19 protein-coding genes, 1 pseudogene and 2 riboswitches are annotated in these 23,343 nt (G+C 65.7%); of the genes and pseudogenes, 7 read left to right on the forward strand and 13 right to left on the reverse strand.

From position 1 onward, the window contains the following. Nucleotides 1-9: 9 nt before the first annotated feature. From MHN80_RS02650 to infA, 6 genes are all read right to left on the reverse strand, one after another. The gene (locus tag MHN80_RS02650) at nucleotides 10-1,062 is read right to left on the reverse strand and encodes a DNA-directed RNA polymerase subunit alpha (RefSeq protein WP_004023534.1); all 1,053 of its coding nucleotides are present in this window, start codon (nucleotides 1,060-1,062) and stop codon (nucleotides 10-12) included. Between the two features lie 82 nt (nucleotides 1,063-1,144). Continuing rightward, complete coding sequence (rpsD, locus tag MHN80_RS02655; protein ID WP_004023535.1) at nucleotides 1,145-1,750, reverse strand: 30S ribosomal protein S4; 606 nt, start codon at nucleotides 1,748-1,750, stop codon at nucleotides 1,145-1,147. A 21-nt stretch (nucleotides 1,751-1,771) separates the two neighbouring features. After that, on the reverse strand, nucleotides 1,772-2,179 hold the full coding sequence (gene rpsK, locus MHN80_RS02660) for a 30S ribosomal protein S11 (protein WP_004023536.1): 408 nt from the start codon (nucleotides 2,177-2,179) through the stop codon (nucleotides 1,772-1,774). Next, a complete protein-coding gene (rpsM, locus tag MHN80_RS02665; RefSeq protein WP_004023537.1) occupies nucleotides 2,179-2,547 on the reverse strand; it encodes a 30S ribosomal protein S13 in 369 nt (122 codons plus the stop codon). The genes rpsK and rpsM overlap by 1 nt, the downstream gene beginning before the upstream one ends. A gap of 210 nt (nucleotides 2,548-2,757) precedes the next feature. After that, entirely contained in the window at nucleotides 2,758-2,871 is a 114-nt protein-coding gene (gene rpmJ / locus MHN80_RS02670) for a 50S ribosomal protein L36 (RefSeq protein ID WP_005207978.1), read from the reverse strand. A 118-nt stretch (nucleotides 2,872-2,989) separates the two neighbouring features. After that, nucleotides 2,990-3,211 carry a translation initiation factor IF-1 gene (gene infA, locus MHN80_RS02675; RefSeq protein ID WP_004023539.1) on the reverse strand — a complete coding sequence of 74 codons (222 nt, stop codon included), beginning with the start codon at nucleotides 3,209-3,211 and terminating at the stop codon, nucleotides 2,990-2,992. Between the two features lie 249 nt (nucleotides 3,212-3,460). Here infA and MHN80_RS02680 point away from each other — a divergent pair, with 249 nt between their 5' ends. Next, complete coding sequence (locus MHN80_RS02680) at nucleotides 3,461-3,805, forward strand: iron chaperone (protein ID WP_101820549.1); 345 nt, start codon at nucleotides 3,461-3,463, stop codon at nucleotides 3,803-3,805. Between the two features lie 88 nt (nucleotides 3,806-3,893). Further along, nucleotides 3,894-4,119, forward strand: a riboswitch (cobalamin riboswitch). 145 nt (nucleotides 4,120-4,264) lie between these two features. Beyond that, nucleotides 4,265-6,559, forward strand: a complete 2,295-nt coding sequence (gene metE / locus MHN80_RS02685) for a 5-methyltetrahydropteroyltriglutamate--homocysteine S-methyltransferase (protein WP_239399362.1) — start codon at nucleotides 4,265-4,267, stop codon at nucleotides 6,557-6,559. A 116-nt stretch (nucleotides 6,560-6,675) separates the two neighbouring features. Here the strand turns inward: metE and MHN80_RS02690 are convergent, their stop codons facing one another. The 4 genes from MHN80_RS02690 to prpD are packed head-to-tail and all read right to left on the reverse strand — an operon-like array spanning nucleotide 6,676 to nucleotide 13,730. Next, nucleotides 6,676-10,065, reverse strand: a complete 3,390-nt coding sequence (locus tag MHN80_RS02690) for a pyruvate carboxylase (protein ID WP_239399364.1) — start codon at nucleotides 10,063-10,065, stop codon at nucleotides 6,676-6,678. 40 nt (nucleotides 10,066-10,105) lie between these two features. Beyond that, the gene (locus MHN80_RS02695; protein WP_239399366.1) at nucleotides 10,106-11,257 is read right to left on the reverse strand and encodes a bifunctional 2-methylcitrate synthase/citrate synthase; all 1,152 of its coding nucleotides are present in this window, start codon (nucleotides 11,255-11,257) and stop codon (nucleotides 10,106-10,108) included. Then, nucleotides 11,254-12,228 (reverse strand): methylisocitrate lyase, encoded by a 975-nt coding sequence (prpB, locus tag MHN80_RS02700; protein WP_239399368.1) that lies wholly within the window; start codon nucleotides 12,226-12,228, stop codon nucleotides 11,254-11,256. Before prpB ends, MHN80_RS02695 begins: the two co-directional genes overlap by 4 nt. Continuing rightward, a complete protein-coding gene (prpD, locus tag MHN80_RS02705) occupies nucleotides 12,225-13,730 on the reverse strand; it encodes a 2-methylcitrate dehydratase PrpD (protein WP_239399370.1) in 1,506 nt (501 codons plus the stop codon). The genes prpB and prpD overlap by 4 nt, the downstream gene beginning before the upstream one ends. A 118-nt stretch (nucleotides 13,731-13,848) precedes the next feature. On the opposite strand from prpD, the gene MHN80_RS02710 reads away from it, so the two are divergent. The 4 genes from MHN80_RS02710 to MHN80_RS02725 all read left to right on the forward strand — a co-directional run bounded on the left by MHN80_RS02710 (nucleotide 13,849) and on the right by MHN80_RS02725 (nucleotide 18,664). Next, a complete protein-coding gene (locus tag MHN80_RS02710; RefSeq protein WP_239399372.1) occupies nucleotides 13,849-15,387 on the forward strand; it encodes a short-chain fatty acyl-CoA regulator family protein in 1,539 nt (512 codons plus the stop codon). 194 nt (nucleotides 15,388-15,581) lie between these two features. Beyond that, nucleotides 15,582-15,659: riboswitch (cobalamin riboswitch) on the forward strand. A 68-nt stretch (nucleotides 15,660-15,727) separates the two neighbouring features. Next, a complete protein-coding gene (locus MHN80_RS02715; protein ID WP_239399374.1) occupies nucleotides 15,728-16,771 on the forward strand; it encodes an ABC transporter substrate-binding protein in 1,044 nt (347 codons plus the stop codon). 83 nt (nucleotides 16,772-16,854) lie between these two features. Continuing rightward, on the forward strand, nucleotides 16,855-17,859 hold the full coding sequence (locus MHN80_RS02720; RefSeq protein ID WP_239399766.1) for an iron ABC transporter permease: 1,005 nt from the start codon (nucleotides 16,855-16,857) through the stop codon (nucleotides 17,857-17,859). Between the two features lie 28 nt (nucleotides 17,860-17,887). After that, nucleotides 17,888-18,664 (forward strand): ABC transporter ATP-binding protein, encoded by a 777-nt coding sequence (locus MHN80_RS02725; RefSeq protein ID WP_239399376.1) that lies wholly within the window; start codon nucleotides 17,888-17,890, stop codon nucleotides 18,662-18,664. A 464-nt stretch (nucleotides 18,665-19,128) separates the two neighbouring features. Here the strand turns inward: MHN80_RS02725 and MHN80_RS02730 are convergent, their stop codons facing one another. The 3 genes from MHN80_RS02730 to MHN80_RS02740 all read right to left on the reverse strand — a co-directional run bounded on the left by MHN80_RS02730 (nucleotide 19,129) and on the right by MHN80_RS02740 (nucleotide 22,327). Then, on the reverse strand, nucleotides 19,129-20,154 hold the full coding sequence (locus MHN80_RS02730; protein ID WP_239399378.1) for a methionine synthase: 1,026 nt from the start codon (nucleotides 20,152-20,154) through the stop codon (nucleotides 19,129-19,131). Between the two features lie 24 nt (nucleotides 20,155-20,178). Continuing rightward, nucleotides 20,179-21,150 carry a putative oxygenase MesX gene (locus MHN80_RS02735; protein ID WP_239399380.1) on the reverse strand — a complete coding sequence of 324 codons (972 nt, stop codon included), beginning with the start codon at nucleotides 21,148-21,150 and terminating at the stop codon, nucleotides 20,179-20,181. 223 nt (nucleotides 21,151-21,373) lie between these two features. Beyond that, nucleotides 21,374-22,327, reverse strand: a complete 954-nt coding sequence (locus MHN80_RS02740; RefSeq protein WP_239399382.1) for a LysR family transcriptional regulator — start codon at nucleotides 22,325-22,327, stop codon at nucleotides 21,374-21,376. A gap of 32 nt (nucleotides 22,328-22,359) precedes the next feature. Between MHN80_RS02740 and MHN80_RS02745 the strand changes: the two are divergent. Beyond that, a pseudogene (locus MHN80_RS02745) lies at nucleotides 22,360-23,328 on the forward strand (short-chain fatty acyl-CoA regulator family protein); the annotation flags it as partial. Between the last annotated feature and the right edge of the window lie 15 nt (nucleotides 23,329-23,343).

Below are 23,343 nucleotides of genomic sequence, written 5' to 3' on the forward strand. Positions count from 1 at the left end.
TCGAAGCGACTACAGCTGCTCGGTCTCCGCGAAATCCTCACCGGAATCGGCGTCGAAGGACGCGTCTTCCGACCACGTGCCGGTGGCCGGGTCATAACCTGCGACCTGCGACGGATCGAAGCTCGCCGGGCTGTCCTTGAGCGACAGACCGAGCGCGTGCAGCTTGACCTTGACCTCGTCGATCGACTTCTGACCGAAGTTGCGGATGTCGAGCAGATCCGACTCGGTCCGGGCAACCAGCTCGCCGACGGTGTGCACACCCTCGCGCTTGAGGCAGTTGTAGGACCGGACGGTCAGCTCGAGATCCTCGATCGGCAGGCTGAACGACGCGATGTGGTCGGCCTCGGCCGGCGACGGCCCGATCTCGATGCCCTCGGCCTCGACGTTGAGTTCCCGGGCGAGCCCGAACAGCTCCACCAGGGTCTTGCCCGCCGATGCCAGCGCGTCACGCGCACTGATCGAGTTCTTGGTCTCCACATCGAGCACCAGGCGATCGAAGTCGGTGCGCTGCTCGACACGGGTTGCCTCGACCTTGTAGGTCACCTTGAGCACCGGCGAGTAGATCGAGTCGACCGGGATACGGCCGATCTCGGCACCCGACGCCTTGTTCTGCACGGCCGGAACATAGCCGCGGCCCCGCTCGACGACGAGCTCGATCTCGAGCTTGCCCTTGTCGTTCAGGGTGGCGATGTGCAGATCGGGGTTGTGCACGGTGACACCGGCCGGGGGCACGATGTCGGCGCCGGTGACGGTGCCCGGACCCTGCTTGCGCACGTACATGGTGACCGGCTCGTCCTCGTCGGAGCTGACCACGAGGCCCTTGAGGTTCAGGATGATGTCGGTGACGTCTTCCTTGACCCCGGCCACGGTGGTGAACTCGTGGAGCACGCCGTCGATACGAATGCTGGTGATGGCAGCACCCGGGATCGAGCTGAGCAGGGTACGACGCAGCGAGTTGCCGAGGGTGTAACCGAAGCCCGGCTCGAGCGGCTCGATGACGAACTTCGAACGGTCCTCGGCGAGGACTTCCTCGGTGAGGGTGGGTCGCTGTGAGATGAGCATTTCTTGGATATCTCCTTTGGCCGACCGCTATATGACGGCCTCGAGGGTGAACCGAACAGCTGCTGCTGTCGGGCGGTGTGTCCTACTTCGAGTAGAACTCGACGATGAGCTGCTCGGTGAGCGGGACGTCGATCTGAGCACGCTCGGGCACGCTGTGCACGAGGATGCGCAGGGTCGACGGCACGACCTGGAGCCAACCCGGGACCGGACGATCGCCGACGAGCTCCTTGGCGATCTGGAACGGGACGGTCTGCAGCGACTTCGGGCGGACGTCGATGATGTCGTACTGGCTGACGCGGTAGCTGGGCACGTCGACCTTCACACCGTTGACGGTGAAGTGGCCGTGGCTGACCAGCTGGCGGGCCTGGCGACGGGTCCGGGCGATGCCCGAGCGGTACACGACGTTGTCGAGACGGGTCTCGAGCAGCTTCAGCAGTTCGTCACCGGTCTTGCCGGTGCGACGGTTCGCCTCTTCGAAGTAGCGGCGGAACTGCTTCTCCATGACGCCGTAGGTGAAGCGCGCCTTCTGCTTCTCCTGCAGCTGGAGCAGGTACTCGCTCTCCTTGATCCGCGAACGGCCGTGCTGGCCGGGCGGGTAGGGGCGACGCTCGAACGCTGCGTCTCCACCGATGAGGTCGACGCGGAGACGACGGGACTTCTTTGTTGCGGGGCCGGTATAACGAGCCATGTCTTATCTCTTCCTTTCCCGCTAGACCCGGCGCCGCTTGGGCGGACGGCAACCGTTGTGCGGCTGCGGGGTCACATCGGAGATGGTGCCGACCTCGAGGCCGGCTGCCTGCAGGGAGCGGATGGCGGTCTCGCGACCCGAGCCCGGTCCCTTGACGAAGACGTCGACCTTCTTGACGCCGTGTTCCTGGGCCTTGCGCGCAGCATTCTCGGCCGCGAGCTGAGCCGCGAACGGGGTGCTCTTGCGCGAACCCTTGAAACCGACGTGGCCCGACGATGCCCAGCTGATGATGTTGCCGCTGGGGTCGCTGATCGACACGATGGTGTTGTTGAACGTCGACTTGATGTGCGCGTGGCCGTGCGGGACGTTCTTCTTATCGCGACGGCGGGTGCCCTTCTTGGGGCCTGCGCTACGTGACTTCGGAGGCATTACTTCTTCTTCCCGGCGATGGTCTTCTTCGGGCCCTTGCGAGTGCGGGCATTGGTCTTGGTGCGCTGTCCGCGCACAGGCAGGCCACGACGGTGGCGCAGACCCTGGTAGCAGCCGATCTCGATCTTGCGACGGATGTCGGCCTGCACCTCGCGACGCAGGTCACCCTCGACCTTCACCGAGGCTTCGATGTACTCACGCAGCTTCGAGACGTCTGCGTCGGTGAGATCCTTGGCTCGCAGGTCGGGGCTCAGGCCCGTTCCCTCGAGGATCTCCTTGGAGGTGGTACGCCCAACTCCATAGATGTAGGTCAGTGCGATCTCCAGCCGCTTCTCGCGGGGGAGATCCACACCAGCAACACGTGCCATGTGGCGGATTTCCTTTTCGATTCTCAGAGGTCTGCTCCCAGTCCGTCCCGCGAGCTGGTGCCGAACCGTGTGTCCGGCCTCGTGGGCTCCGGCCTCTGATCCGGAGGTAGGCGGTGACGCGTCTGTCGCCGCTGGTGTTGGGAGGTCCTTGTGTGTTCAGTTGTCGGTCTTCAGTTGTTCTGACTCAAGCGACCCGGAGGGTGCGCGTGATCAGCCCTGACGCTGCTTGTGACGCAGGTTCTCGCAGATCACCATGACCCGACCGTTGCGGCGGATCACCTTGCACTTCTCGCAGATCGGCTTGACGCTCGGCTGAACCTTCACGTCAATCTCTCCTGCTCGGCTCGCCCGCGCGCACGCCGAAAGCGGCCGTGCACGTGGGTGTCGGTCTCCTCCCGAACGGATGTCCGGGAAGTCTGTCCCCGGCATCGCCGGGAAAGTCTCACTTGTAGCGGTACACGATTCGCCCACGAGCCAGGTCGTAGGGCGAGAGTTCCACGACGACCCGATCCTCGGGCAGGATGCGGATGTAGTGCTGCCGCATCTTGCCGCTGATGTGGGCGAGAACCTTGTGTCCGTTCTCCAGCTCAATACGAAACATCGCATTGGGCAGGGGTTCGATCACTCGACCCTCGACCTCGATGGCCCCGTCTTTCTTCGCCATGTCCTCCGCGATCCTGGCCGTGACCACGACATCCGGGTGATGCCGCGGCGCATCGGCCGGGTTGAATCAGTGTTTGTCCGTTAGGGTGTGGGCACCGGTCCGCGAGGACCTGCACCCGGTGTGCGCCGACCGGGCCCACGTGCTGACACGCTGATGCCCGGCACGCGATGCGCACCGACGATCAATGTTACGCGAACGAGCAGGCCAGGCCAAATGCGTGCTCAGCGCCACGGAGAGAGGCCGCACCGGATGGGCACTGTCGACGACTATCTCGACGGACTCGACCCCGCCGACCGCGAGGTGGTCGGACGCATCTATGACGTCGCCCGCACCGCGGTCCCCGACACCGCTCAAGGCAAGGGCTACGGCATGCCGGCCCTGACATATCGCGGGAGCCCGCTCCTCTCGGTGATGCGGACCAAGAAGCACATCGGTCTGTACCCGTTCAGCCCGGAGGCGGTCGACGCCGGGCGGCCGTTCCTCGACGGTTTCGACGTGGAGAAGGGCACCGTTCGGTTCCAGCCGGGGACTCCTCCTTCCGACGATGCGATCCGCGCGATGATGTCGTTTCGGCGCGATCAGATCGACGGCTGACCGCCCGACGTCGAACTACCAGTGTTCAGCGGGTCGACTTTGCTGGGCTAGGGTCGATGACGCATGTGGTTCGCCGCGTCGGAGGTCGTGTCAGCTCTCCGTCCGCGGCGTCGAGTCGCCGGCATCCCGCCGGCGGACGAGAGGGAATCCGGTTCGAATCCGGAGCTGTCCCCGCAGCGGTATGCCGTAACGACCACCGTCATCAGCACTGAGCTCCGGCTTGGGAAGCGACGGTCAGTAGGAACTTCGATCAGAGGGATCTCGATCGAGAGCGACGGTGAGCCCGAAGACCTGCCAGGTGTACCGGACGCGCCGCGTCCGGTGGCTCGCCGCCTCGAGGATTGGGCGCAGGTCGAACCGGCGATCGTCGCGCGCCCTCTGCCGGGCGTGACGTGGGTCCGATCGATCTCCCCTGCTGGGCGGTGAACCATCCACCGTCAGTAGGAGAAGTCGACGTCCATGTCCGACACCGTCCGCCGCAGCTCCGCGGCACCGTTCACCACCACCGTCCTCGGCACCGCACGCATCGGCCCCCGGCGCGAACTGAAGAGGGCCGTCGAAAGCTATTGGTCCGGCCGCATCGACCGGACCGAGCTCGCCACCGTCGCGCAGCGCCTACGCAGCGAGCAGTGGGCCGAGCTCACCGAGGCCGGCCACGACTCCGTCCCGGTCAACACGTTCTCGTACTACGACCAGGTGCTCGACACCACGGTCCTCGTCGACGCACTGCCGCCGAGGTTCGCCGAGATCGACGATCCGCTCGATCGCTACTTCGCGGCGGCCCGCGGAACCGCCGAGGTGACCCCACTCGAGATGACCAAATGGTTCGACACCAATTACCACTACCTGGTCCCCGAGATCGGGCCGAGCACCACGTTCGCGCTCAAGCCCGAGAAGGTCCTGGCCGAGGTCACCGAGGCCAGGGAACTCGGGATACCGGCCCGTCCGGTCGTCGTCGGGCCGGTCACCTTCCTGGCCCTGTCCAAGGCGATCGACGGAGCGGGTGCGCCACTCGATCGCCTGGGTGAGCTGGTCCCGCTGTACCGCGATCTGCTGACGCAACTGGCCGAGGCCGGCGTCGAGTGGGTTCAGTTCGACGAGCCCGTCCTGGTCACCGATGCAGACACCGACCTGGGTCCCCGCGCCGAAGCCGTGTACAACGCCCTGGGTTCGGTCGAGCAGCGTCCCGCCATCGCGGTGGCAACCTACTTCGGCGATGCCGGCGACCGCCTGGCGTATCTGGCCCGGACCCCGATCGAGGCCATCGCCGTCGACCTCGTCGAGGGCTCGGTGGAGACCGTGGCCGGCACCCCGGGCATGGCGGACAAGCTGCTGATCGCCGGCGTCGTGGACGGTCGCAACGTGTGGCGCACCGACCTGGACCAGGCCGCGGCGACTCTGGCCACCGTGCTCGGGTCCGCCCGCTCGGTCGCCGTGTCGACGTCGTGCTCCACGCTGCACGTGCCCTACACAGTGGAGGCGGAGGACGAACTCGACACCAACCTTCGGGGTTGGCTCGCGTTCGCCGCCGAAAAGTTCCGCGAGGTCGCGGTGCTGTCATCGGCGTTGCGTGAGGGACGCGCCGCCCAGGCCGCTGCGTTCTCGGAGAGCACGATGGCGTTGGCCACCCGGGCCACCGATCCCCGCCTGCACAACGCCGAGGTCCGTGCACGACTGGATGCGATCACCGATGCCGATGCCCAGCGGGGCCCCGCCGAGCAACGACTCACCGCTCAACTGAATCGCTTGGGGTTGCCTCCGTTGCCGACCACCACGATCGGCTCCTACCCGCAGACCTCCGCCATCCGCCTGGCGCGGGCCGCGCTCCGGTCGGGGGAGATCGATCGCGCCGAGTACGAGAACCGGATGAAGGCGGAGATCGCCGACGTCGTCGCGTTGCAGGAATCCATCGGCCTCGACGTCCTCGTGCACGGGGAACCCGAGCGCAACGACATGGTGCAGTATTTCGCCGAGCAGTTCGAGGGATACTTCGCCACGGCCAACGGCTGGGTGCAGTCCTACGGTTCGCGTTGCGTGCGTCCGCCGATCCTGTACGGCGATGTCTCTCGTACCGGGCCGATGACCGTCGACTGGATCACATACGCCCAGACGCTGACCAGCAAGCCCGTCAAAGGCATGCTGACCGGTCCGGTCACCATCCTCGCCTGGTCGTTCGTCCGCAACGACCAGCCGCTGTCGACGTCTGCCGATCAGATCGCGCTCGCCATTCGCGACGAGACCGTCGACCTGGAGGAGGCCGGGGTCGGCATCATCCAGGTCGACGAACCCGCTCTGCGCGAGTTGCTGCCGCTGCGCGACGCGGACAAGCCCGCGTACCTGGAGTGGGCCGTTCGGGCGTTCCGCATCGCGACCTCCGGGGTCCGCGACGATACGCAGATCCACACGCACCTCTGCTATTCGGAATTCGGCGAGGTCATCGGAGCGATCGCCGACCTCGACGCCGACGTCACCTCGATCGAGGCGGCGCGGTCGCACATGGAGGTGCTCGACGACCTCGACGAGGCCGGCTTCCGCAACGCGGTCGGCCCGGGTGTCTACGACATCCACTCACCGCGTGTGCCGGAGCAGGACGAGATCTTCACTGCCCTGTCCTCGGCATTGTCGAGCGTCGGCGCCAGGCGCCTGTGGGTCAACCCGGACTGCGGTCTGAAGACCCGCGCCACCCCTGAGGTCGTCGATTCGCTCACCAACATGGTGGCCGCGGCCACGCGTCTCCGCGAAACGCTTGTCTGAGGCATCCAATACGACACCCGATACGACAACGGCCGTCGCACTCGCCCATGAGTGCGACGGCCGTTGTCGTGGTAGGAGCGTTGCGTGATGAACACCCAGCCCAGGTCCGTTGTGCGTCAACCAATTTCGAGGAGCAGGTCGCCGGGGGCGACCTGAGTGACCGAGTCGATCGCCAGCCGAGTGACCTTTCCGCCGACCGGCGCGGTGATGGTCGCCTCCATCTTCATCGCCTCGATGGTGCCGATCGCAGCTCCGGCTGCGACCTCGTCGCCGACACCGACACTCAGCGACACCACACCGGCGAAGGGCGCTCCGACGTGGCGGGGGTTGGACCGATCGGCCTTCTCCGCGGCGGCGACTTCGGCGTCGACCGATCGGTCACGCACCTGCACCGGCCGCAGCTGCCCGTTGAGGATGCACATGACGGTGCGCATACCCTTCTCGTCGGGTTCGCTGATCGCCTCGAGCCCGATGAGCAGTTCGACGCCTGGTTCGAGTTCGACGCGATGCTCCTCGCCGTAGCGCAGGCCGTAGAAGAACTGGTTGGCCGACAACCGAGAGGTGTCGCCGTAGAGTTCCTGGTGGTCGTCGAACTCCCTGGTGGGGCCGGGGAACAGCAACCGGTTGAGCGTGTGCTGCCGCTTCGGTCCCGGGGTGTCGAGCGCAGTCGAGTCCTCGGCCGAGACCTCCTCAGTCGCCGGCGCATCGGCACGTCCCTCGAGCGCTACTGTGCGCAGCGGCTCCGGCCACCCGCCGGCGGGGTCGCCCAGTTCGCCACGCAGGAAATTGATCACCGAATCCGGGATGTCGTGGGCGCGCGGGTCGGTGGCGAACTCGGCGGCCGTGATCCCGCGCCCCACCAAGGCCAACGCGAGATCGCCGACGACCTTCGACGACGGCGTCACTTTGATGAGCCTGCCCAGCATGCGGTCGGCGTCGGCATAGGCCTTCTCGACAGCCTCGAACCGATTCCCGAGTCCGAGCGCGATGGCCTGCTGCCGCAGATTCGACAGTTGTCCGCCCGGGATCTCATGGGTGTACACACGTCCGGTCGGAGCCGGCAACCCGGATTCGAAGGGCGCGTACACCTTTCGAAGCGCCTCCCAGTACGGTTCGAGATCGCAGACCGCCTGCAGGTCCAGTCCGGTGTCGCGGTCGGAGTGCGCGGCCGCGGCCACGATCGCCGACAACGCCGGCTGGCTGGTGGTGCCGGCCAATGCAGCGCTGGCACCGTCGACCGCCGATGCACCCGCCTGCCAGGCAGCCAGGTAGGTGGCCAGCTGCCCACCGGGGGTGTCGTGGGTGTGCACATGCACCGGTAGATCGAACTCGCGGCGCAACGCCGACACCAGCGTGGTGGCGGCCGGCGCGCGGAGCAGCCCGGCCATGTCCTTGATCGCCAGCACGTGCGCACCAGCATCGACGATCTGCTCGGCGAGCTGCAGATAGTAGTCGAGCGTATAGAGATCCTCGTTCGGGTTCGCCAGATCCCCGGTGTAGGACATCGCGACTTCCGCCACCGCCGTGCCGGTCTCGCGGACCGCGTCGATCGCCGGTCGCATCGCCTCGATGTTGTTGAGCGCGTCGAAGATTCGGAAGATGTCGATACCAGTCGCGGTCGCCTCGGCAACGAACGCGGTGGTCACCTTCGTCGGGTACGGGGTGTAGCCGACGGTGTTCGCGCCACGCAACAGCATCTGCAGGCAGATGTTGGGCACCGCCTCGCGCAGCTGTGCCAGCCGGTCCCACGGGTCTTCCTTGAGGAAGCGCAACGCGACGTCGTAGGTGGCACCACCCCAGCATTCCAGCGACAGCAACTGCGGGGTCATGGCTGCCACGTACGGGGCGACCATCATCAGGCCGTTGGTGCGCACCCGGGTTGCCAGCAGTGACTGATGGGCGTCGCGGAAGGTTGTGTCGGTGACACCCAGTGATTTCGAATCGCGCAGGTCGTCGGCGAAACCCTGTGGTCCCAACGCCAGCAGTCGCTGCCGCGATCCATCCGGCGGCGAGGCCAGCGTCGCCCGATCCAGGGTGGGTAGCTTGTCGCGCGGGTAGACCGTGGTCGGGCGCTCGCCGTGGGGCTTGTTGACGGTGACATCGGCCAGGTACGTCAGGATCTTGGTGCCGCGATCCGCCGACGACCTCGACGTCAGGAGCCAGGGCCTGTCCTCGATGAACGAGGTCGTGACCCGGCCCTCCCGGAAGTCGACATCGTCGAGCACCGCCTGCAGGAACGGGATGTTCGTGGCCACACCACGGATACGGAACTCGGCCACCGCACGTCGGGCCCGCCGCACGGCGGTTGCGAAATCGCCTCCCCGACAGGTCAGTTTGACCAACATCGAGTCAAAATGCCCACTCACCTCGCCGCCGAGAACGGCACCACCGTCCAGCCGCACCCCGGCACCCCCGGGACTGCGGTAGGCGGTGATACGCCCGACAGCGGGCCGGAAGTCATCGGCCGGATCCTCGGTGGTGATGCGGCATTGCATCGCCGCCCCACGGATCTGCAACCGCTCCTGACTCAGACCGAGGTCGTCCAGGGACTCGCCCGAGGCGATCCGCAGTTGCGCGGCCACCAGGTCCACGTCGGTGATCTCCTCGGTCACCGTGTGTTCCACCTGAATACGCGGATTCATCTCAATGAACACGTGCTTGCCCTGTTCATCGAGCAGGAACTCGACGGTCCCGGCGCAGGTGTATCCGATGTGTCGGGCGAAAGCGACTGCATCTGAACAGATCTGCTCACGCAACTCCGGCGAGAGATTCGGGGCCGGCGCGAGTTCGATCACCTTCTGATGGCGCCGCTGCACCGAGCAGTCCCGCTCGAAGAGATGGATGACGTTGCCCTGGGTGTCGGCGAGTATCTGCACCTCGATGTGTCGCGGATTCACGACGGCTTGTTCCAGGAACACCGTCGGATCGCCGAACGCGGCCTCGGCCTCTCGCGAGGCCGCTCGGATCGCCTCGGCCAGATCGGCGATCTCCTCCACCCGACGCATGCCGCGGCCCCCGCCGCCGGCGACAGCCTTGACGAATACCGGGAAGTTCATGTCGCCAGCGGCCCGCACCAACTCGTCCACATCGGCCGACGGCTCCGACGACGCCAGCACCGGCAGTCCGGCCGCCTTGGCCGCGGCTACCGCCGTTGCCTTGTTGCCTGTCAGTTCGAGCACATCCGACGACGGCCCGACGAAGGTGATCCCGGCATCGGCGCACGCCCGGGCCAGGCCCTCGTTCTCCGACAAGAATCCGTATCCGGGGTAGATCGCGTCGGCTCCACAGCGTTCCGCGGCCGCGATCACCTGATCGACGGACAGATACGCGCGGACCGGATGTCCCGGGTTCCCGATCTGGTAGGACTCGTCGGCTTTGGCGCGATGCACGGAGTTCCGGTCTTCATAGGGGAAGACCGCAACTGTGCGGGCGCCGAGCTCGAACGCTGCACGGAATGCGCGCACAGCGATCTCACCACGGTTGGCGACCAGGACTTTGTCGAACACGTGACTCTCTCTCGTCGAACGGGCTGTGTGCCTGCCAGGCTTACGCGGACGTCAGCGAACGCTGCGGCAGACCCGAGTACTGGCTGAGCGGGCGGATCAGGGCGTTGGACTCGACCTGTTCCATGATGTGCGCGGTCCACCCGGTGATCCGACTCATCACGAAAATCGGCGTGAACGAGGCGATGTCGAAGCCCATGAGGTAATAGGCAGGGCCCGTGGGGAAATCGAGGTTGGGTTTGATCCCGGTCCGCGCGTCCATCACGGCTTCGAGTTCGGTGTAGATCTCGCACCATTTGGTCTCGCCGAGATGATCAGCGACGTCGAGGAAGGCCTTCTTCATGGTCGGCACGCGCGAGTCACCGTTCTTGTAGACGCGGTGGCCGAATCCCATGACCTTCTCTCTGGCGTCGAGTTTGGCGGTGAGCCATTGCGCGGCGCGGTCGGGGCGGTCGATGTCGATCATGTCGTACATGACCGCTTCGTTCGCCCCGCCGTGCAGTGACCCCTTCAATGCTCCGATTGCGGCGGTGACCGCGCTGTAGATGTCGGACTGTGTCGAAGTGACCACGCGGGCGGCGAAGGTCGACGCGTTGAAACTGTGCTCGGCGTAAAGCACCATGGACTTCTCGAAAGCCCGGACGATCACGGGATCGGGAACTTCACCGAAGCACATACTCAGAAAGTTCTCGGCGTAGCCCAGTCCGTGGTGCGGGGCGATGGGATCCTGACCGCGCCGGCGGCGCATGTCCGCTGCGACGATGGTCGGCAGGACCGCGAACATCCGTAGCGACTTGTCGTAGTTGGCTTCCGGGGTGCTGAGTTCCTCGTCGGGGTCCTCGGTGCCCAGGAAACTGATAGCCGTCCGCACGACGTCCATCGGATGGCAGTTGTCCGGAATACGCTGCAGGACAGACTGAGTCGTCCGGTCGAGTCGTCGGCTGGCGCGTTCGCGCTGGGTGAAGAGTGCCAGCTGTCCGTCGGTCGGCAGTTCGCCGTGCCAGAGCAGGTAGGCGACCTGCTCGAACGAGCAGTGTTCGGCGAGATCCTGCACCGCGTAACCGCGATAGGTCAGCGAGTTGGTCTCGGGCACGACCTTGGAGATGGCGGTGGTGTCGACGACGACGCCGGCGAGCCCTTTGTAGATGGTGGGGGTCTCGACCGCGTTCGCGGCGCCCGCTTCGGCTGTGGTCATTGCGGTGCTCCCTCGATGGTGAAGTTGAACAGGTCGGAGTCGAAGTCGTTGTAGTCCTCATACCGGAGCAGTTCGTACAGCCTGCTGCGGTGCTGCATCTCGTCGAGCAACCCGGATTGCGTTCCCTGCGTGAGGATGTCACGCAGTCCGCGTTCCACCGCACCCATGGCGATACGCAACGTGGTCACCGGATAGATGACGGCGTTGTAGCCGACACCCGCCAACTGTTCAGCGGTCAGCAGATCGGACTTTCCGAACTCGGTCATGTTGGCCAGCAGCGGCACGTCGACGGCCTTGCGGAACTGCTCGAACTCGCCGAGGTCGCGCAGGGCCTCGGTGAAGATGAGGTTGGCGCCGGCGTCGGCGTAGGCCTTGGCCCGGTCGATGGCGGCGTCGAGCCCTTCGATCGCGCGGGCATCGGTGCGCGCGCAGATGACGAAGTCGCTGTCGCGCCGGGCCGCAACTGCCGCGCCGAGGCGCTTGACCATGTCACCGACGGGTACGACGTCCTTGCCGTCGAGGTGGCCGCAGCGCTTGGGATTCACTTGATCTTCGAGGTGACACCCCGCGAGCCCGGCGTCTTCGAGTGTCGCGACGGTCCGGGCGGCGCTCATCGGTTCACCGAAACCGGTGTCGGCGTCGATAAGGGTGGGTATCTCGGTCGCGCGGGCGATGGATCCGCCCCGGGTGGCGACCTCGGTGAGTGTGGTGAGCCCGATGTCGGGCAATCCCAGGTCGGCCGAGAGCACCGCACCGGACACGTAGACACCCTCGAAACCGACCTCTGCAATCAGTTTCGCCACGAGTGGTGAGAATGCTCCCGGCCAACGCTGGAGGGTCCCGGAACCGAGACCCGCCCGCAGGGCCTGCCGCTTCGCCGATGCGGAGGTGCTCGACGAGAACAGACCCGAGACCGAGGAGGTGGAGGCCGACGAGGTGGACGAGGTGGACGGTGAGGCGGTCGAGGTCATGAGAAGATGCCTTTCCCGGTCTGGGGGGCCTTGTCCAGGATGGCCGGCAGGACAGGCGTGTTCAGCACCGAGAGGCCACCGGCGGCGAGTGTCTCGAGCTTCTCGACGTCGCCGAGGAACCGGTCCTGTTCGGCGATGTCGATGACGCCCTCGGCCATCGAGCGGAACTTGGCAATGTACTGGTCGCGACCGAACGGACGTGCGCCGAGCGGATGCGCGTCGGCGACGGCCAGTTCATCGGTGATGACCTCGCCGTTGCGCAGGGTGATGACCGCCTTCGCGCCGAAGGCCTTCTCGTCTGGGTCGCTCGAGTGGTACCGACGGGTCCATTCGGGGTCCTCGACGGTGGAGATCTTCTTCCACAGCGCGATCGTGTCGGGCCGATTCGCGCGCTCCGGGGCGTAGGACTTCTCGTGATCCCAGGTGCCGTCCTGGAGCGCGACCGCGAAGATGTACATCACCGAGTGGTCGAGAGTCTCGCGGCTCGCGGTCGGATCGAACTTCTGCGGATCACCGGACCCGGTCCCGATCACGACGTGGGTGTGGTGACTGGTGTGCAGCACGATCGACTCGATGTCGTCGAAGTCGGCGATCTTGTCGCGCATACGACGGGCAAGGTCGATCGGGGCCTGGCTCTGGTACTCCGCGGAGTGTTCTTTGGTGTAGGTGTCCAGGATCGCCCTCTTCGGCTCACCCGGCCCCGGCAGCGGGATCATGTACTCGGCCTCGGGACCACTCAGCAGCCAGGCGATGACGCCGTCCTCGCCCTCCCAGATCGGGGCCGGGGCGCCCTCACCGCGCATGGCCCGGTCGACGGCCTCGACGGCGATCTTGCCCGCGTGAGCCGGCGCGAAGGCCTTCCAGCTGGAGATGAGACCCTTGCGCGACTGACGGGTCGCCGTGGTCAGGTGCAGGGCCTGACCGACGGCCTGATAGATGGTCTCGGCGTCGAGGTCCAACATGGTTCCCAGGCCCGCGGCCACCGACGGCCCCAGGTGGGCGACGTGGTCGATCTTGTGCTCGTGCAGACACATTCCGCGGACCAGGTCGACCTGGACCTCATAGGCGGTGGCGAGACCACGGATCAGGTCGTGACCGCTGGCCCCGACATGCTGACCGACCGCGACCAGCGCCGGGATGTTGTCGCCGGGATGGGAATACTCCGCGGCGAGGAAGGTGTCGTGGAAGTCGAGTTCACGCACGGCGACTCCGTTGGCCCACGCGGCCCACTCCGGCGAGAAGCTGCCCTCGATTCCGAACACCGTCGCACCCGGCGCGCAGGGATGAGCCTGTGCCTGCCGACGGGCGGAGGTGACCGGACGACGGATGACCGAGGCGGCGCTCACGGCAGCGTTGTCGATGATGCGGTTGATGATCATCTCGCGGGTGTCAGCGGGCACCTCGACCGGATCGACCGCGATGTCGGCGATCTTCTGAGCAAGGTGCTCAGACTGTGGAAAATCCTCGGAGCTGCGGCGGGTGCGAACGTGGTGAGTGATCATGTTCGCACCGTACGCATCGCCGACCACCCCTGAAAAGACCTGGCAGATGTGTATTTTTGTGGATGAGATAAGTCAAACTTGCGGACGTTGTGGATGCCCCGCCCGCTATGCTGACGTCGTGGTGAGAGCAACGGGCGGAAGCTCCGGTCGACGGACGTTCGTGGGTGCGCGACTTCGTCGGCTACGTGACGAACGAGGGCTGTCGCAGGCGGCGTTGGCCCGGAGGATCGACTTGTCGACGAGCTACGTCAACCAACTCGAGAACGATCAGCGACCACTCACGGTGCCCGTGTTGTTGACGTTGTCGCGCGAATTCGACCTCGACGCCGACTATTTCGCCCCGGACGGGGACGCCCGGCTGGTTGCCGACCTCGCCGATGTCCTGGCCGCCCAGCCCGACGTCCCCGACGTCAGCCGCGCGGAGATCGCCGAACTCGTCGCGCGCATGCCGGCGGTCGGCACGACGCTCGTGAACCTGCATCGCCGCCTGACCGCAGCCGCCGGCGAAGTGGAGAACTACCGGGCGCAGGTGTCCGGCGACGCGGCCCGTCCGGCGTCGACCCCGATGCCCTTCGAGGAGGTCCGCGACTTCTTCTACGACCGACGCAATTACATCGACGTTCTCGACTCGGCCGCCGAACAACTCTTCGCCGACCACGGCTTGACCGTCGGCGGCCTTGACCTCCAGTTGGCGGAGGTGCTCGCAACCGACCACGACGTCCGGGTCGCCATCACCCACGACCCCGATCCGGTCGCCCGGGCACGCACCCCCAAACGACGATTCGACGCGGCCGAGCGGGTGATACACCTCGCCGGACGACTCACCGCGGGACAACGCGCTTTCCAGTTGGCGACCCAGTTGGCCATGCTGACCCAGGCCGAGGCAATTGATGAAATCGTCGCTGGTGCCGATGATCTCAGCGACGAGGCCGTCCCCGTGGCCCGAATCGGGCTGGCCAACTACTTCGCCGGCGCATTACTGCTTCCGTACGAGATCTTTCGGCAGGCCGCCGACGCCGCACACTACGACATCGAGTTGCTCAGCGTCAGCTTCGAAGTCGGTTTCGAGACCATCTGCCATCGCCTGTCGACCCTGCAGCGCCCGGGCAGTCGCGGGATTCCGTTCATCTTCGTGCGCGTCGACCGCGCCGGCAATATCTCGAAACGTCAGTCCGCTACCGCATTCCATTTCTCGCGAGTCGGCGGGAGCTGTCCGTTGTGGGTCGTACACGACGCCTTCGCCACACCGGGACGGGTCGTCACCCAGGTCTCGTCCATGCCCGACGGTCGATCGTACTTCTGGCTCGCTCGCACGACGGCCGAGCCAGGGGGCTACCTCACCCCGCACAAGAGCTTCGCGATCGGACTCGGCTGCGATGTCGCACACGCCGACCGTCTCGTCTACTCCACCGGAGTCGACCTCACCGACCCCCGTACCGTCGTCCCCATCGGGGCAGGGTGCAAGGTGTGCGACCGTCCGGCCTGCCCGCAACGCGCCTTCCCCCAATTGGGACGACCCATCCATATCGACCCGGCGGTGAGCGACTCGGTCCCCTACCGCCCCCAAAGAATGCCCGACCGACCAGATTCGCTGTCAGACCCCTCATCGCCCACGGACCACGCGGCGACACCGAGGCAGCCGCGACCGCCGCGGTGAATTCGGTCAAATGCAACGCGATGTTCACCACGATCACCGATTGCACGAATCACCCTGAGCGTGACGACGGCACGTGCCGTCGACACCGAAAGCGCTCTGGCCGCACCGCCCGGGGGCCAGGGGGCCGGCCACACCGGACAGCATCGGCGCCACGTAAAGTGATCGCGGCCGCTCTGCGGCGCTGAATCGGTCGAGAGAATCCGGTGCAACCCCGGAACTGACGCGCAACGGTGAGCACCCGGCTCGACGAACGGCTGGGTGCGAGTCCGATCGCTCGTCCGATCAGCACAGGTGCATCCGGGCTCCGCGGACGGGCCCATGACCAGAAAGCTCTCGACCCATGCGCTTTTCAGCGACCCGCTTTGCGGTAACAATTGCCGCAGCGACCCTGGTTCTCGCCGGCTGCACGGGCTCCGGCGGCAACACCGACGAAGCAGCCGGCGGTGACCCCATCTCTCTTGAGAACTGCGGCCGCACCGTCAGTGTCGAGTCCACGCCGCAGCGGGTGGTCTCGCTCAACCAGGCCTCCACCGAGATCCTGCTCTCGCTGGGGCTCGGCGACCGGATGGTGGGCACGGCGACGTGGACCGATCCGGTCCGCCAGAACCTCGCCGAGGCCAACAGCTCGATCCCCCGGCTCGCCGACAACAAACCATCGCTGGAGACCGTGCTCGCGGCGAACCCGGATTTCGTGACGGCATCGTTCGGGTCATCCATCGGCGACGGCGGGGCCGAAGGCCGCGACCAGTACGAGAAGCTCGGGGTGCCCACCTACCTCTCGCCCACCGACAACGGCTGCAACGGCGAGGTGTCCTCGGCGTCCAACGCCGACGGCGCCCGCACCACCCCCTACACGATGGACAGCGTCTATCAGGAGATCCGCGAGCTCGCGGCGATCTTCGGCGTCGAGGAACGCGGCGACGAGTTCATCACCGAACTGAAGGACCGCGTGCGGGCGGCCTCGGAATCGGTGAACGCTACCGGGGTGAGCCTGGCGTATTGGTTCGCCGACACCCGTACCCCGTACATGGCCGGCTGCTGCGGCTCCTCGGGAGCCATCACCGCTGCGGTCGGTGCGACCAACGTCTTCGCCGACACCACCGACGAGTGGCCGCAGGTGCCCTGGGAGACAGTCGCCGACCGCAATCCCACCGTGCTGGTCATGGCGGACCTGAGTCGACGAAGCGTCGACGGCGACGCCCTGGACAGCAAGATCGCATTCCTCGAGTCCAACCCGGTCACCGCCCAGATGCAGGCAGTCCGCGACCGCCGTTACATCATCGTCAACGGCGCGGACATGAACCCGACTATCCGCACCGTCGACGGCATCGAGAAAGTCGCGGCTGCGTTGCAGAAGTGGAACCTCGCCACTCCGCAGTCGTGACAACCGACGTGGCCACCGCAGAAGCCAGGCGCGCGGCGCACGCCGACGACACCCCGCCAGCACGGCGGTCCGAGTCGACCGCAGTGTTCCTCGCGGTGCTCGTCGGGGGAATCGCCCTTCTGATCATCTCGATTGCAGTCGCCGTCACCTTCGGCCCGGCGCACCTGTCGGTCCGAGACGTCTATGCCGTCATCGGCGAGCACTGGGGAATCGGCACCTCGGGCCTGACCGCGTTGCAGGATGGCATCGTCTGGGAACTCCGACTCCCCCGCACCTTGCTCGCCGCGGCCTGCGGCGCCGGCCTGGCACTGTGCGGCGCGATCATGCAATCGCTCCTCCGCAACCCGTTGGCCGACCCGTTTGTACTGGGGATCTCCTCCGGAGCCTCCACCGGCGCCGTGCTGGTGGCAATCCTCGGAATCGGAGGTGGGGTCATCTCACTGTCCACCGGCGCATTCGCCGGCGCAATCGTCGCCTTCGCCACCGTCATCGCCCTGGCAGCGGGTGCGGGTGGAGGCACCGCGAAGGTCATCCTCGCCGGAGTCGCAGGCACCCAATTGTTCTCCGCGCTGACCTCGTTCATCGTCATGTCCTCGGCAGACGCCGAACAGACCCGCGGCGTGCTGTTCTGGTTGCTGGGCTCGCTCAGCGGTGCCGACTGGGCCGATGTCGTGGTCTGCGGCGTGACCACCTGCGCCGGAATCGTCGTGTGCCTCATGATGTCCGCATCGCTGGACGCGTTCACCTTCGGCAACTCCGCAGCGGCGGCGCTGGGAGTATCGGTACGCCAGATCCGGATTGTGTTGCTCACCGTAACCGCGCTGATCACCGCGTCCCTGGTCAGCGCGGCCGGCGCGATCGGGTTCGTCGGCCTGGTGCTACCCCATGCGGCCCGATTCCTCGTCGGCCCACGTCACGCACGACTCCTACCCGCCACCGCGGTGACCGGCGCAGTGTTCATGGTGTGGGTCGACGCCGTCGCACGCACCCTCTTCGCCCCCCAGGAGATCCCCGTCGGGGTCGTCACCGCCCTCATCGGCGTACCCGCCTTCGCGATCATCCTGTTCCGGATGCGAGGCAAGGCGTGAATACGCCGAACCACCCGGTGGTGTGCTGATGCCGCTGCAGGGCAACGACATCGGGTGGAGCCGCGGCGGCCATCTGGTCCTCGATGGTGTCACCATCGAACCCACCTCCGGGGAGACCATCGGCCTCCTTGGACCCAACGGCTCCGGAAAGTCGTCCCTGCTCGGAATCCTCGCCGGCATCCACAAACCAGACACCGGCCACGTCCTGTTGAACGGCACCGATATCCGAACCCTTCGTAGGCGTCACATCGCCCGGACAGTCGCCACCGTCGAGCAGCACGCGGACACCGAGATCGACATCACCGTCGGCGAAATCGTCCGGCTCGGCCGCATCCCGCACGGCGGCACCTTCGGAGGCGACCCAACCGCCGATACCGCGGCGATCGACGAGGCGCTCGCGCACACCGGGATGCTCCGACACCGCCACCGCCGATGGCACACGCTGTCCGGCGGCGAACGCCAACGCGTCCAGATCGCACGAGCCCTCGCCCAGCAGCCCGACGAATTGCTCCTCGACGAACCGACGAACCACCTCGACATCTCCCACCAGCTCGACATCCTCGCTCTGGTGTCGAAGCTCCCGGTCACCAGCTACATCGCACTACACGACCTCAACCTCGCAGCAGTGTTCTGCGACCGCGTCGTCGTCCTCGAACACGGCTCCATCGTCGCTACCGGCACCCCGACCGAAGTCATCACCGAACAGCTGGTGGAAAAGGTGTACTCGGTCCGCGCACGCGTCACCATCCAGGACGGCATCCCGCACGTCGACTGGAGCCGACACGTACTAGGCCCCACCGTATGAAGACGGTGTCATCGCCACTCGAATCCCACTCGGCCGCAACCAATTCAAGGTGCCGATTAGATATTGTGTCAAGTGGAGCACTGCAGACCACGTCTGATGCATGACGTGGGTCACGGCCTGTGAGCGCTAAATGCGTTCACGAACGCCGTTGCTTGACGTCTCAACAGCCGCGATGCCGGTGCCTCGAAGTGGCGGCGCGGTCTCTGGCACCGCTTATGGGAATGTGACGGTTCCGGGGAAAGTGGCGCTTCCGGGACCCCGCTTCCTCAAGTGCTGCCAGGGTCGCGGGCGTCGGGCACCCGCTCAACCGGCCTGCTGTGTTCCGCACAGGAATCAGTGGGCGTTGGCAGCGGTGTAACGAGCTGGCGGGAGCGTCGCCGGCGCGATAGCACTGCTGGTGGGCGCGACGTCTCTGGTGCCAGGCGGGCGCGGTGGCCGCACCCCTACCGACCCGAACGTGAAGTCTAGGACAGTTCGCTGCGGAGAAGAGCGGCGCCCTGGGCGAGCGCGACCATCTTCTGCCGTGCGACGCCACGAGAGAGCGGCGCCATGCCGCAGTTCCCGCCGGCCCAGAGTTTGTCCTTGTCGACGAAAGGGAGTGCGCTGCGCAGTGTCTCGGCGACTTCCTCCGGCGTCTCGACGGTGTCGGTGGCCACGTCGATCGCCCCCAGCATGACCGTCTTTCCGCGGAGCAGTTCGATCACTTCGACAGGCACCCGCGAGTTGTGGCTCTCCAGCGACACGATGTCGATCGATGACTGCTGCAGCAGCGGAAATGACTGTTCGTATTGGCGCCATTCGGCCCCCAGCGTCGCCTTCCAGTCGGTGTTGGCCTTGATGCCGTAGCCGTAACAGATGTGAACGGCGGTCGTGCAACTCAACCCTTCGGTCGCACGCTCGAGCGCTGCGAGACCCCAGTCCTTCAATTCATCGAAGAACACGTTGAACGCGGGTTCGTCGATCTGAATGATGTCGACGCCGGCCGCCTGCAAGTCCTTCGCTTCTTGGTTCAGGATGGTCGCGAACTCCCACGCGAGCTGCTCGCGACTCCGGTAGTGGTCGTCGAAGAGGGTGTCGACCATCGTCATCGGACCGGGAAGAGCCCACTTGATCGGCTGATCGGTCTCGGCACGAAGCCGCTTCGCGTCCTCTGCGAAGACCGGCTTCTCGCGAGTCACCGCCCCGACAACCGTCGGGACGCTCGCGTCGTAGCGGTCGCGGATGCGCACGGTTTCGCGACGGTCGAAATCGACGCCGTCGAGGTGCTCGATGAACGTGGTCACGAAGTGCTGACGCGTCTGCTCACCATCGCTGATGATGTCGAGCCCGGCACGACTCTGATCGTGTGCCGCGAGCGTCTGGGCGTCGAGCTTTCCTTGCCGCAGTTCGTCATCGGCCAACTTCCACCGGGACCAGAGCTTCTCCGGCTCGGAAAGCCACGAGGGCTTGGGCAGGCTGCCGACGATCGTGGCAGGCAGGAGTGTGTTCATCTCGGTACCTCGGTTCTCGCGTGATCAGGCCGATTGCTCTGTCGCCCAGCGCTGTAGGACATCGCCATAGGGTTTCATGAGACTCACCTCGGTGAACTTTCCCTGGGTGGTCGCTAGCTGAGTGCGCTCGACACGGTCGTAGGTCACCTGCGGAAGCGAGTAGTTGCCGTAGTCGAGACTCGGCCGGTACACCTGTCCCGCCGCTGTGTTCGCGTTGTAGATCTCGGGACGGTAGATCTTCTGGAACGTCTCCATCGTCGCGACCGTTCCCGCGAGCGCGAGGAACGAATAGTCGTTCAGCAGGTCACCGCGGTGGTAAAAGGCCAGCGGGGCAACCGAACCCGGCGGCATGAAGTAGCGGACCGTGAGCCCCATCTTGCCGAAGTACTCATCGGTGAGCGACAGCGCGTCCGCCACATACTCCACCCCGAGAATCGGGTGGTGGTTGGTGAGCCGGGTGTAGGTTCGCGACGTCGAGACGCTGATGCAGATGACCGGCGACTGGGAGAACCGTTCGCGGTACTCGTCCGATTCGAGGAAACGTTGAAACACCTGCCCGTGCAGATCGCCGAAGTCGCTGGGGACACCTGTCGCCTGATGCCCGGGGAGCCGAACGCTGAAATCGTAGTCGCGAATGTAGGAGGAGAAGTTGTTTCCGACGATGCCCTCGGTGCGAGTGCCCGTGGCGGTATCGACCACGTCCACGTCGAGCACCTCGATCACCGGGAACGCGGCGTCGTCCCCGGCCGATGTGAGATGCAGGTCCACCGAAACGATGTCGAGTTCGAGTTCGTAGCGGTCGCCCCGCGGATTGTCCCAGTGGAGCAGCTCGTTGACCCGGGTGTTCATCATCGTCACCGCGTTGCGCAGGTTCTGCCGGCGGTCGTCGCCGCGTGCGAGATTCGCGAAGTTCGTCGTCCCGCGCGAGTTGCTCGACGGCGTGTAGTCCTCGTCGAAGCGCGTCGTGCCGATGCTGAAGACACATTCGTCCGTCATGGTGATCAGATTCCCCATCCACTATCGCCGCGCTCGCCGACGGGCGCGACGCACGATTCACTGTCCGAGTCTCGCGGCACTTCGATGTCGGTCCCGGCGGTCGAGGGCCAGTCGGCAAGGCCCACAGCCGGAGTCGGTGGACCGAAGCGGCGTTGACAGCAGTCTATGTAGAGGCGTGCCCATAGCCTAATTACGCTTTGCGATAGCTGGAGATAGGAATCAGCTATGTCAACAGATCGACTCCGAAGCTCGAGACCACGTCGCGCATCTCCGCTACGAACCGCTCGGCCTGGGCGGTCAACGAGACCGAGGCATGCCCTATCCAACCGATCTCGATGCGTTCGTCCACGTCGAGTGGCACGGCGACGATCGACGGATCCAGATCGTCGGAGATGATGCCGGTCGAGATGGTGTACCCGCCGAGACCGATCATCAGATTGAAGATGGTTGCTCGGTCGCTCACGCGAATGTCTTGCTTCGATGAACGCGTGGAGAGGATCTCCTCGGCGAGATAGAACGAGTTGTTCACGCCCTGGTCGAACGTGAGCCGCGGCAGGTCTTCGAGATCCTCCAGCGTCACACTCTCTTTCCCGGCAAGGGGGTTCGCGCGGGCGATGAAGATGTGCGGTGTCGTGAAGAACAGCGGCGTAAAGGTCAGCCCCGCTTCGCGGAGCAGCTTGTTGAGCACGTTCGCGTTGAAACCGTTGCGATAGAGCACGCCGACCTCACTCCGCAGCGTGCGAACATCTTCGATGATGTCCCATGTCCGGGTCTCGCGAAGACTGAACGCGTACTCGGCGGCTTCGGAGGCTTTCACCATGCGAGCAAAGGCATCGACGACGAAGGAATAATGCTGAGTGGATACGGCCAGGAGCCGGCGCGAGGGACCGCGCCCGAGGTAGCGCTGCTCCAGCAGTTCCGCTTGCTCGACGACCTGGCGCGCATAACCGAGAAACTCCGCCCCGTCGTCGGTGAGAGTGACCCCCCGGTTCGAACGGACGAACAGTGAACGTCCGAGCCGACTTTCCAGGTCTTTGAGCGCGGCGGACATGGTCGGTTGAGCCACGTAGAGCATGTCCGCCGCGGCACTGATCGATCCCTCCGCTGCCACCTCCACGAAGTAACGCAACTGCTGCAAGGTGATTCCACGCAGCGCGCCCGCAGCCTGCCGTGCCATCCCAGAAGACTAACGGACCACCGACGCCAGCGATCGACGTTCTCGACCTGGCCGCCGAGCGGATCTTCACCGAACACGGCCTCTCGATAGGCGGTCTCGACCTCCAGCTTGCCGAGGTCCTCGCCGCCGACCACGGGATCCGCGTCGCCATCGCCCATGATCCCGATCCGACAGCGCGTGCCCGTACGCCCAAACGACGGTTCGATCCCACCGACCGCACCGTGCACCTCGCGGGGCGACTGACCGCAGGACAACGCGCGTTCCAGTTGGCAATCCAGTTGGCCATGGTCACCCAATCGGAGGTGATCGACGAGATTGTCGCCGACGCGGATGATCTCAGCGACGAAGCCGTCCCGGTTGCCCGTATCGGTCTGGCCAACTAGTTCGCCGGAGCACTGTTACTCCCCTACGAGGTCTTCCGTCGGGCCGCCGCCACCGCTCACTACGACATCGAAGTGCTCAGCCTGGGATTCGAAGTCGGCTTCGAGACCATCTGCCACCGCCTGTCCACGCTCCAGCGCCCGGACAGTCGCGGCATTCCCTTCATCTTCGTCCGGGTCGACCGTGCCGGAAACATCTCGAAACGTCAGTCCGCCACCGCATTCCACTTCTCCAGGGTCGGCGGAAGTTGCCCGCTGTGGGTGGTGCACGACGCCTTCGCCACCCCGGGGAGGGTCGTCACCCAGGTCTCGGCAATGCCCGACGGGCGCTTGTACTTCTGGCTCGCGCGCACCACCGCCGAACCCGGCGGATATCTCACCCCGCACAAGAGTTTCGCGATCGGACTCGGTTGCGACGTCGCGCACGCCGAGCGCCTCATATACTCCACCGGAGTGGGCCTCACCGATTCTCGTACCACCGTACCGATCGGAGCGGGGTGCAAGGTCTGCGACCGTCCGGCGTGTTCCCAGCGCGCCTTCCCCCAACTCGGTCGGCCCATCCATGTCGATCCCGAGGTCAGCGACTCGGTTCCCTACCGTCCCCGCCCGACCCCGGACTAGCACCTTCGCTGCCGG

This window comes from Gordonia sp. McavH-238-E (assembly GCF_022348225.1).
In the GTDB taxonomy this organism is placed as follows: domain Bacteria; phylum Actinomycetota; class Actinomycetes; order Mycobacteriales; family Mycobacteriaceae; genus Gordonia; species Gordonia terrae.

Coding starts and splice junctions, on each gene's coding strand:
- MHN80_RS02650 (WP_004023534.1), bottom strand. CDS start 1,062: ATGCTCATCTCACAGCGACCCACCCTCACCGAGGAAGTCCTCGCCGAG.
- rpsD (WP_004023535.1), bottom strand. CDS start 1,750: ATGGCTCGTTATACCGGCCCCGCAACAAAGAAGTCCCGTCGTCTCCGC.
- rpsK (WP_004023536.1), bottom strand. CDS start 2,179: ATGCCTCCGAAGTCACGTAGCGCAGGCCCCAAGAAGGGCACCCGCCGT.
- rpsM (WP_004023537.1), bottom strand. CDS start 2,547: ATGGCACGTGTTGCTGGTGTGGATCTCCCCCGCGAGAAGCGGCTGGAG.
- infA (WP_004023539.1), bottom strand. CDS start 3,211: ATGGCGAAGAAAGACGGGGCCATCGAGGTCGAGGGTCGAGTGATCGAA.
- MHN80_RS02680 (WP_101820549.1), top strand. CDS start 3,461: ATGGGCACTGTCGACGACTATCTCGACGGACTCGACCCCGCCGACCGC.
- metE (WP_239399362.1), top strand. CDS start 4,265: ATGTCCGACACCGTCCGCCGCAGCTCCGCGGCACCGTTCACCACCACC.
- MHN80_RS02695 (WP_239399366.1), bottom strand. CDS start 11,257: ATGACCACAGCCGAAGCGGGCGCCGCGAACGCGGTCGAGACCCCCACC.
- prpB (WP_239399368.1), bottom strand. CDS start 12,228: ATGACCTCGACCGCCTCACCGTCCACCTCGTCCACCTCGTCGGCCTCC.
- prpD (WP_239399370.1), bottom strand. CDS start 13,730: ATGATCACTCACCACGTTCGCACCCGCCGCAGCTCCGAGGATTTTCCA.
- MHN80_RS02715 (WP_239399374.1), top strand. CDS start 15,728: ATGCGCTTTTCAGCGACCCGCTTTGCGGTAACAATTGCCGCAGCGACC.
- MHN80_RS02725 (WP_239399376.1), top strand. CDS start 17,888: ATGCCGCTGCAGGGCAACGACATCGGGTGGAGCCGCGGCGGCCATCTG.
- MHN80_RS02730 (WP_239399378.1), bottom strand. CDS start 20,154: ATGAACACACTCCTGCCTGCCACGATCGTCGGCAGCCTGCCCAAGCCC.
- MHN80_RS02735 (WP_239399380.1), bottom strand. CDS start 21,150: ATGACGGACGAATGTGTCTTCAGCATCGGCACGACGCGCTTCGACGAG.
- MHN80_RS02740 (WP_239399382.1), bottom strand. CDS start 22,327: ATGGCACGGCAGGCTGCGGGCGCGCTGCGTGGAATCACCTTGCAGCAG.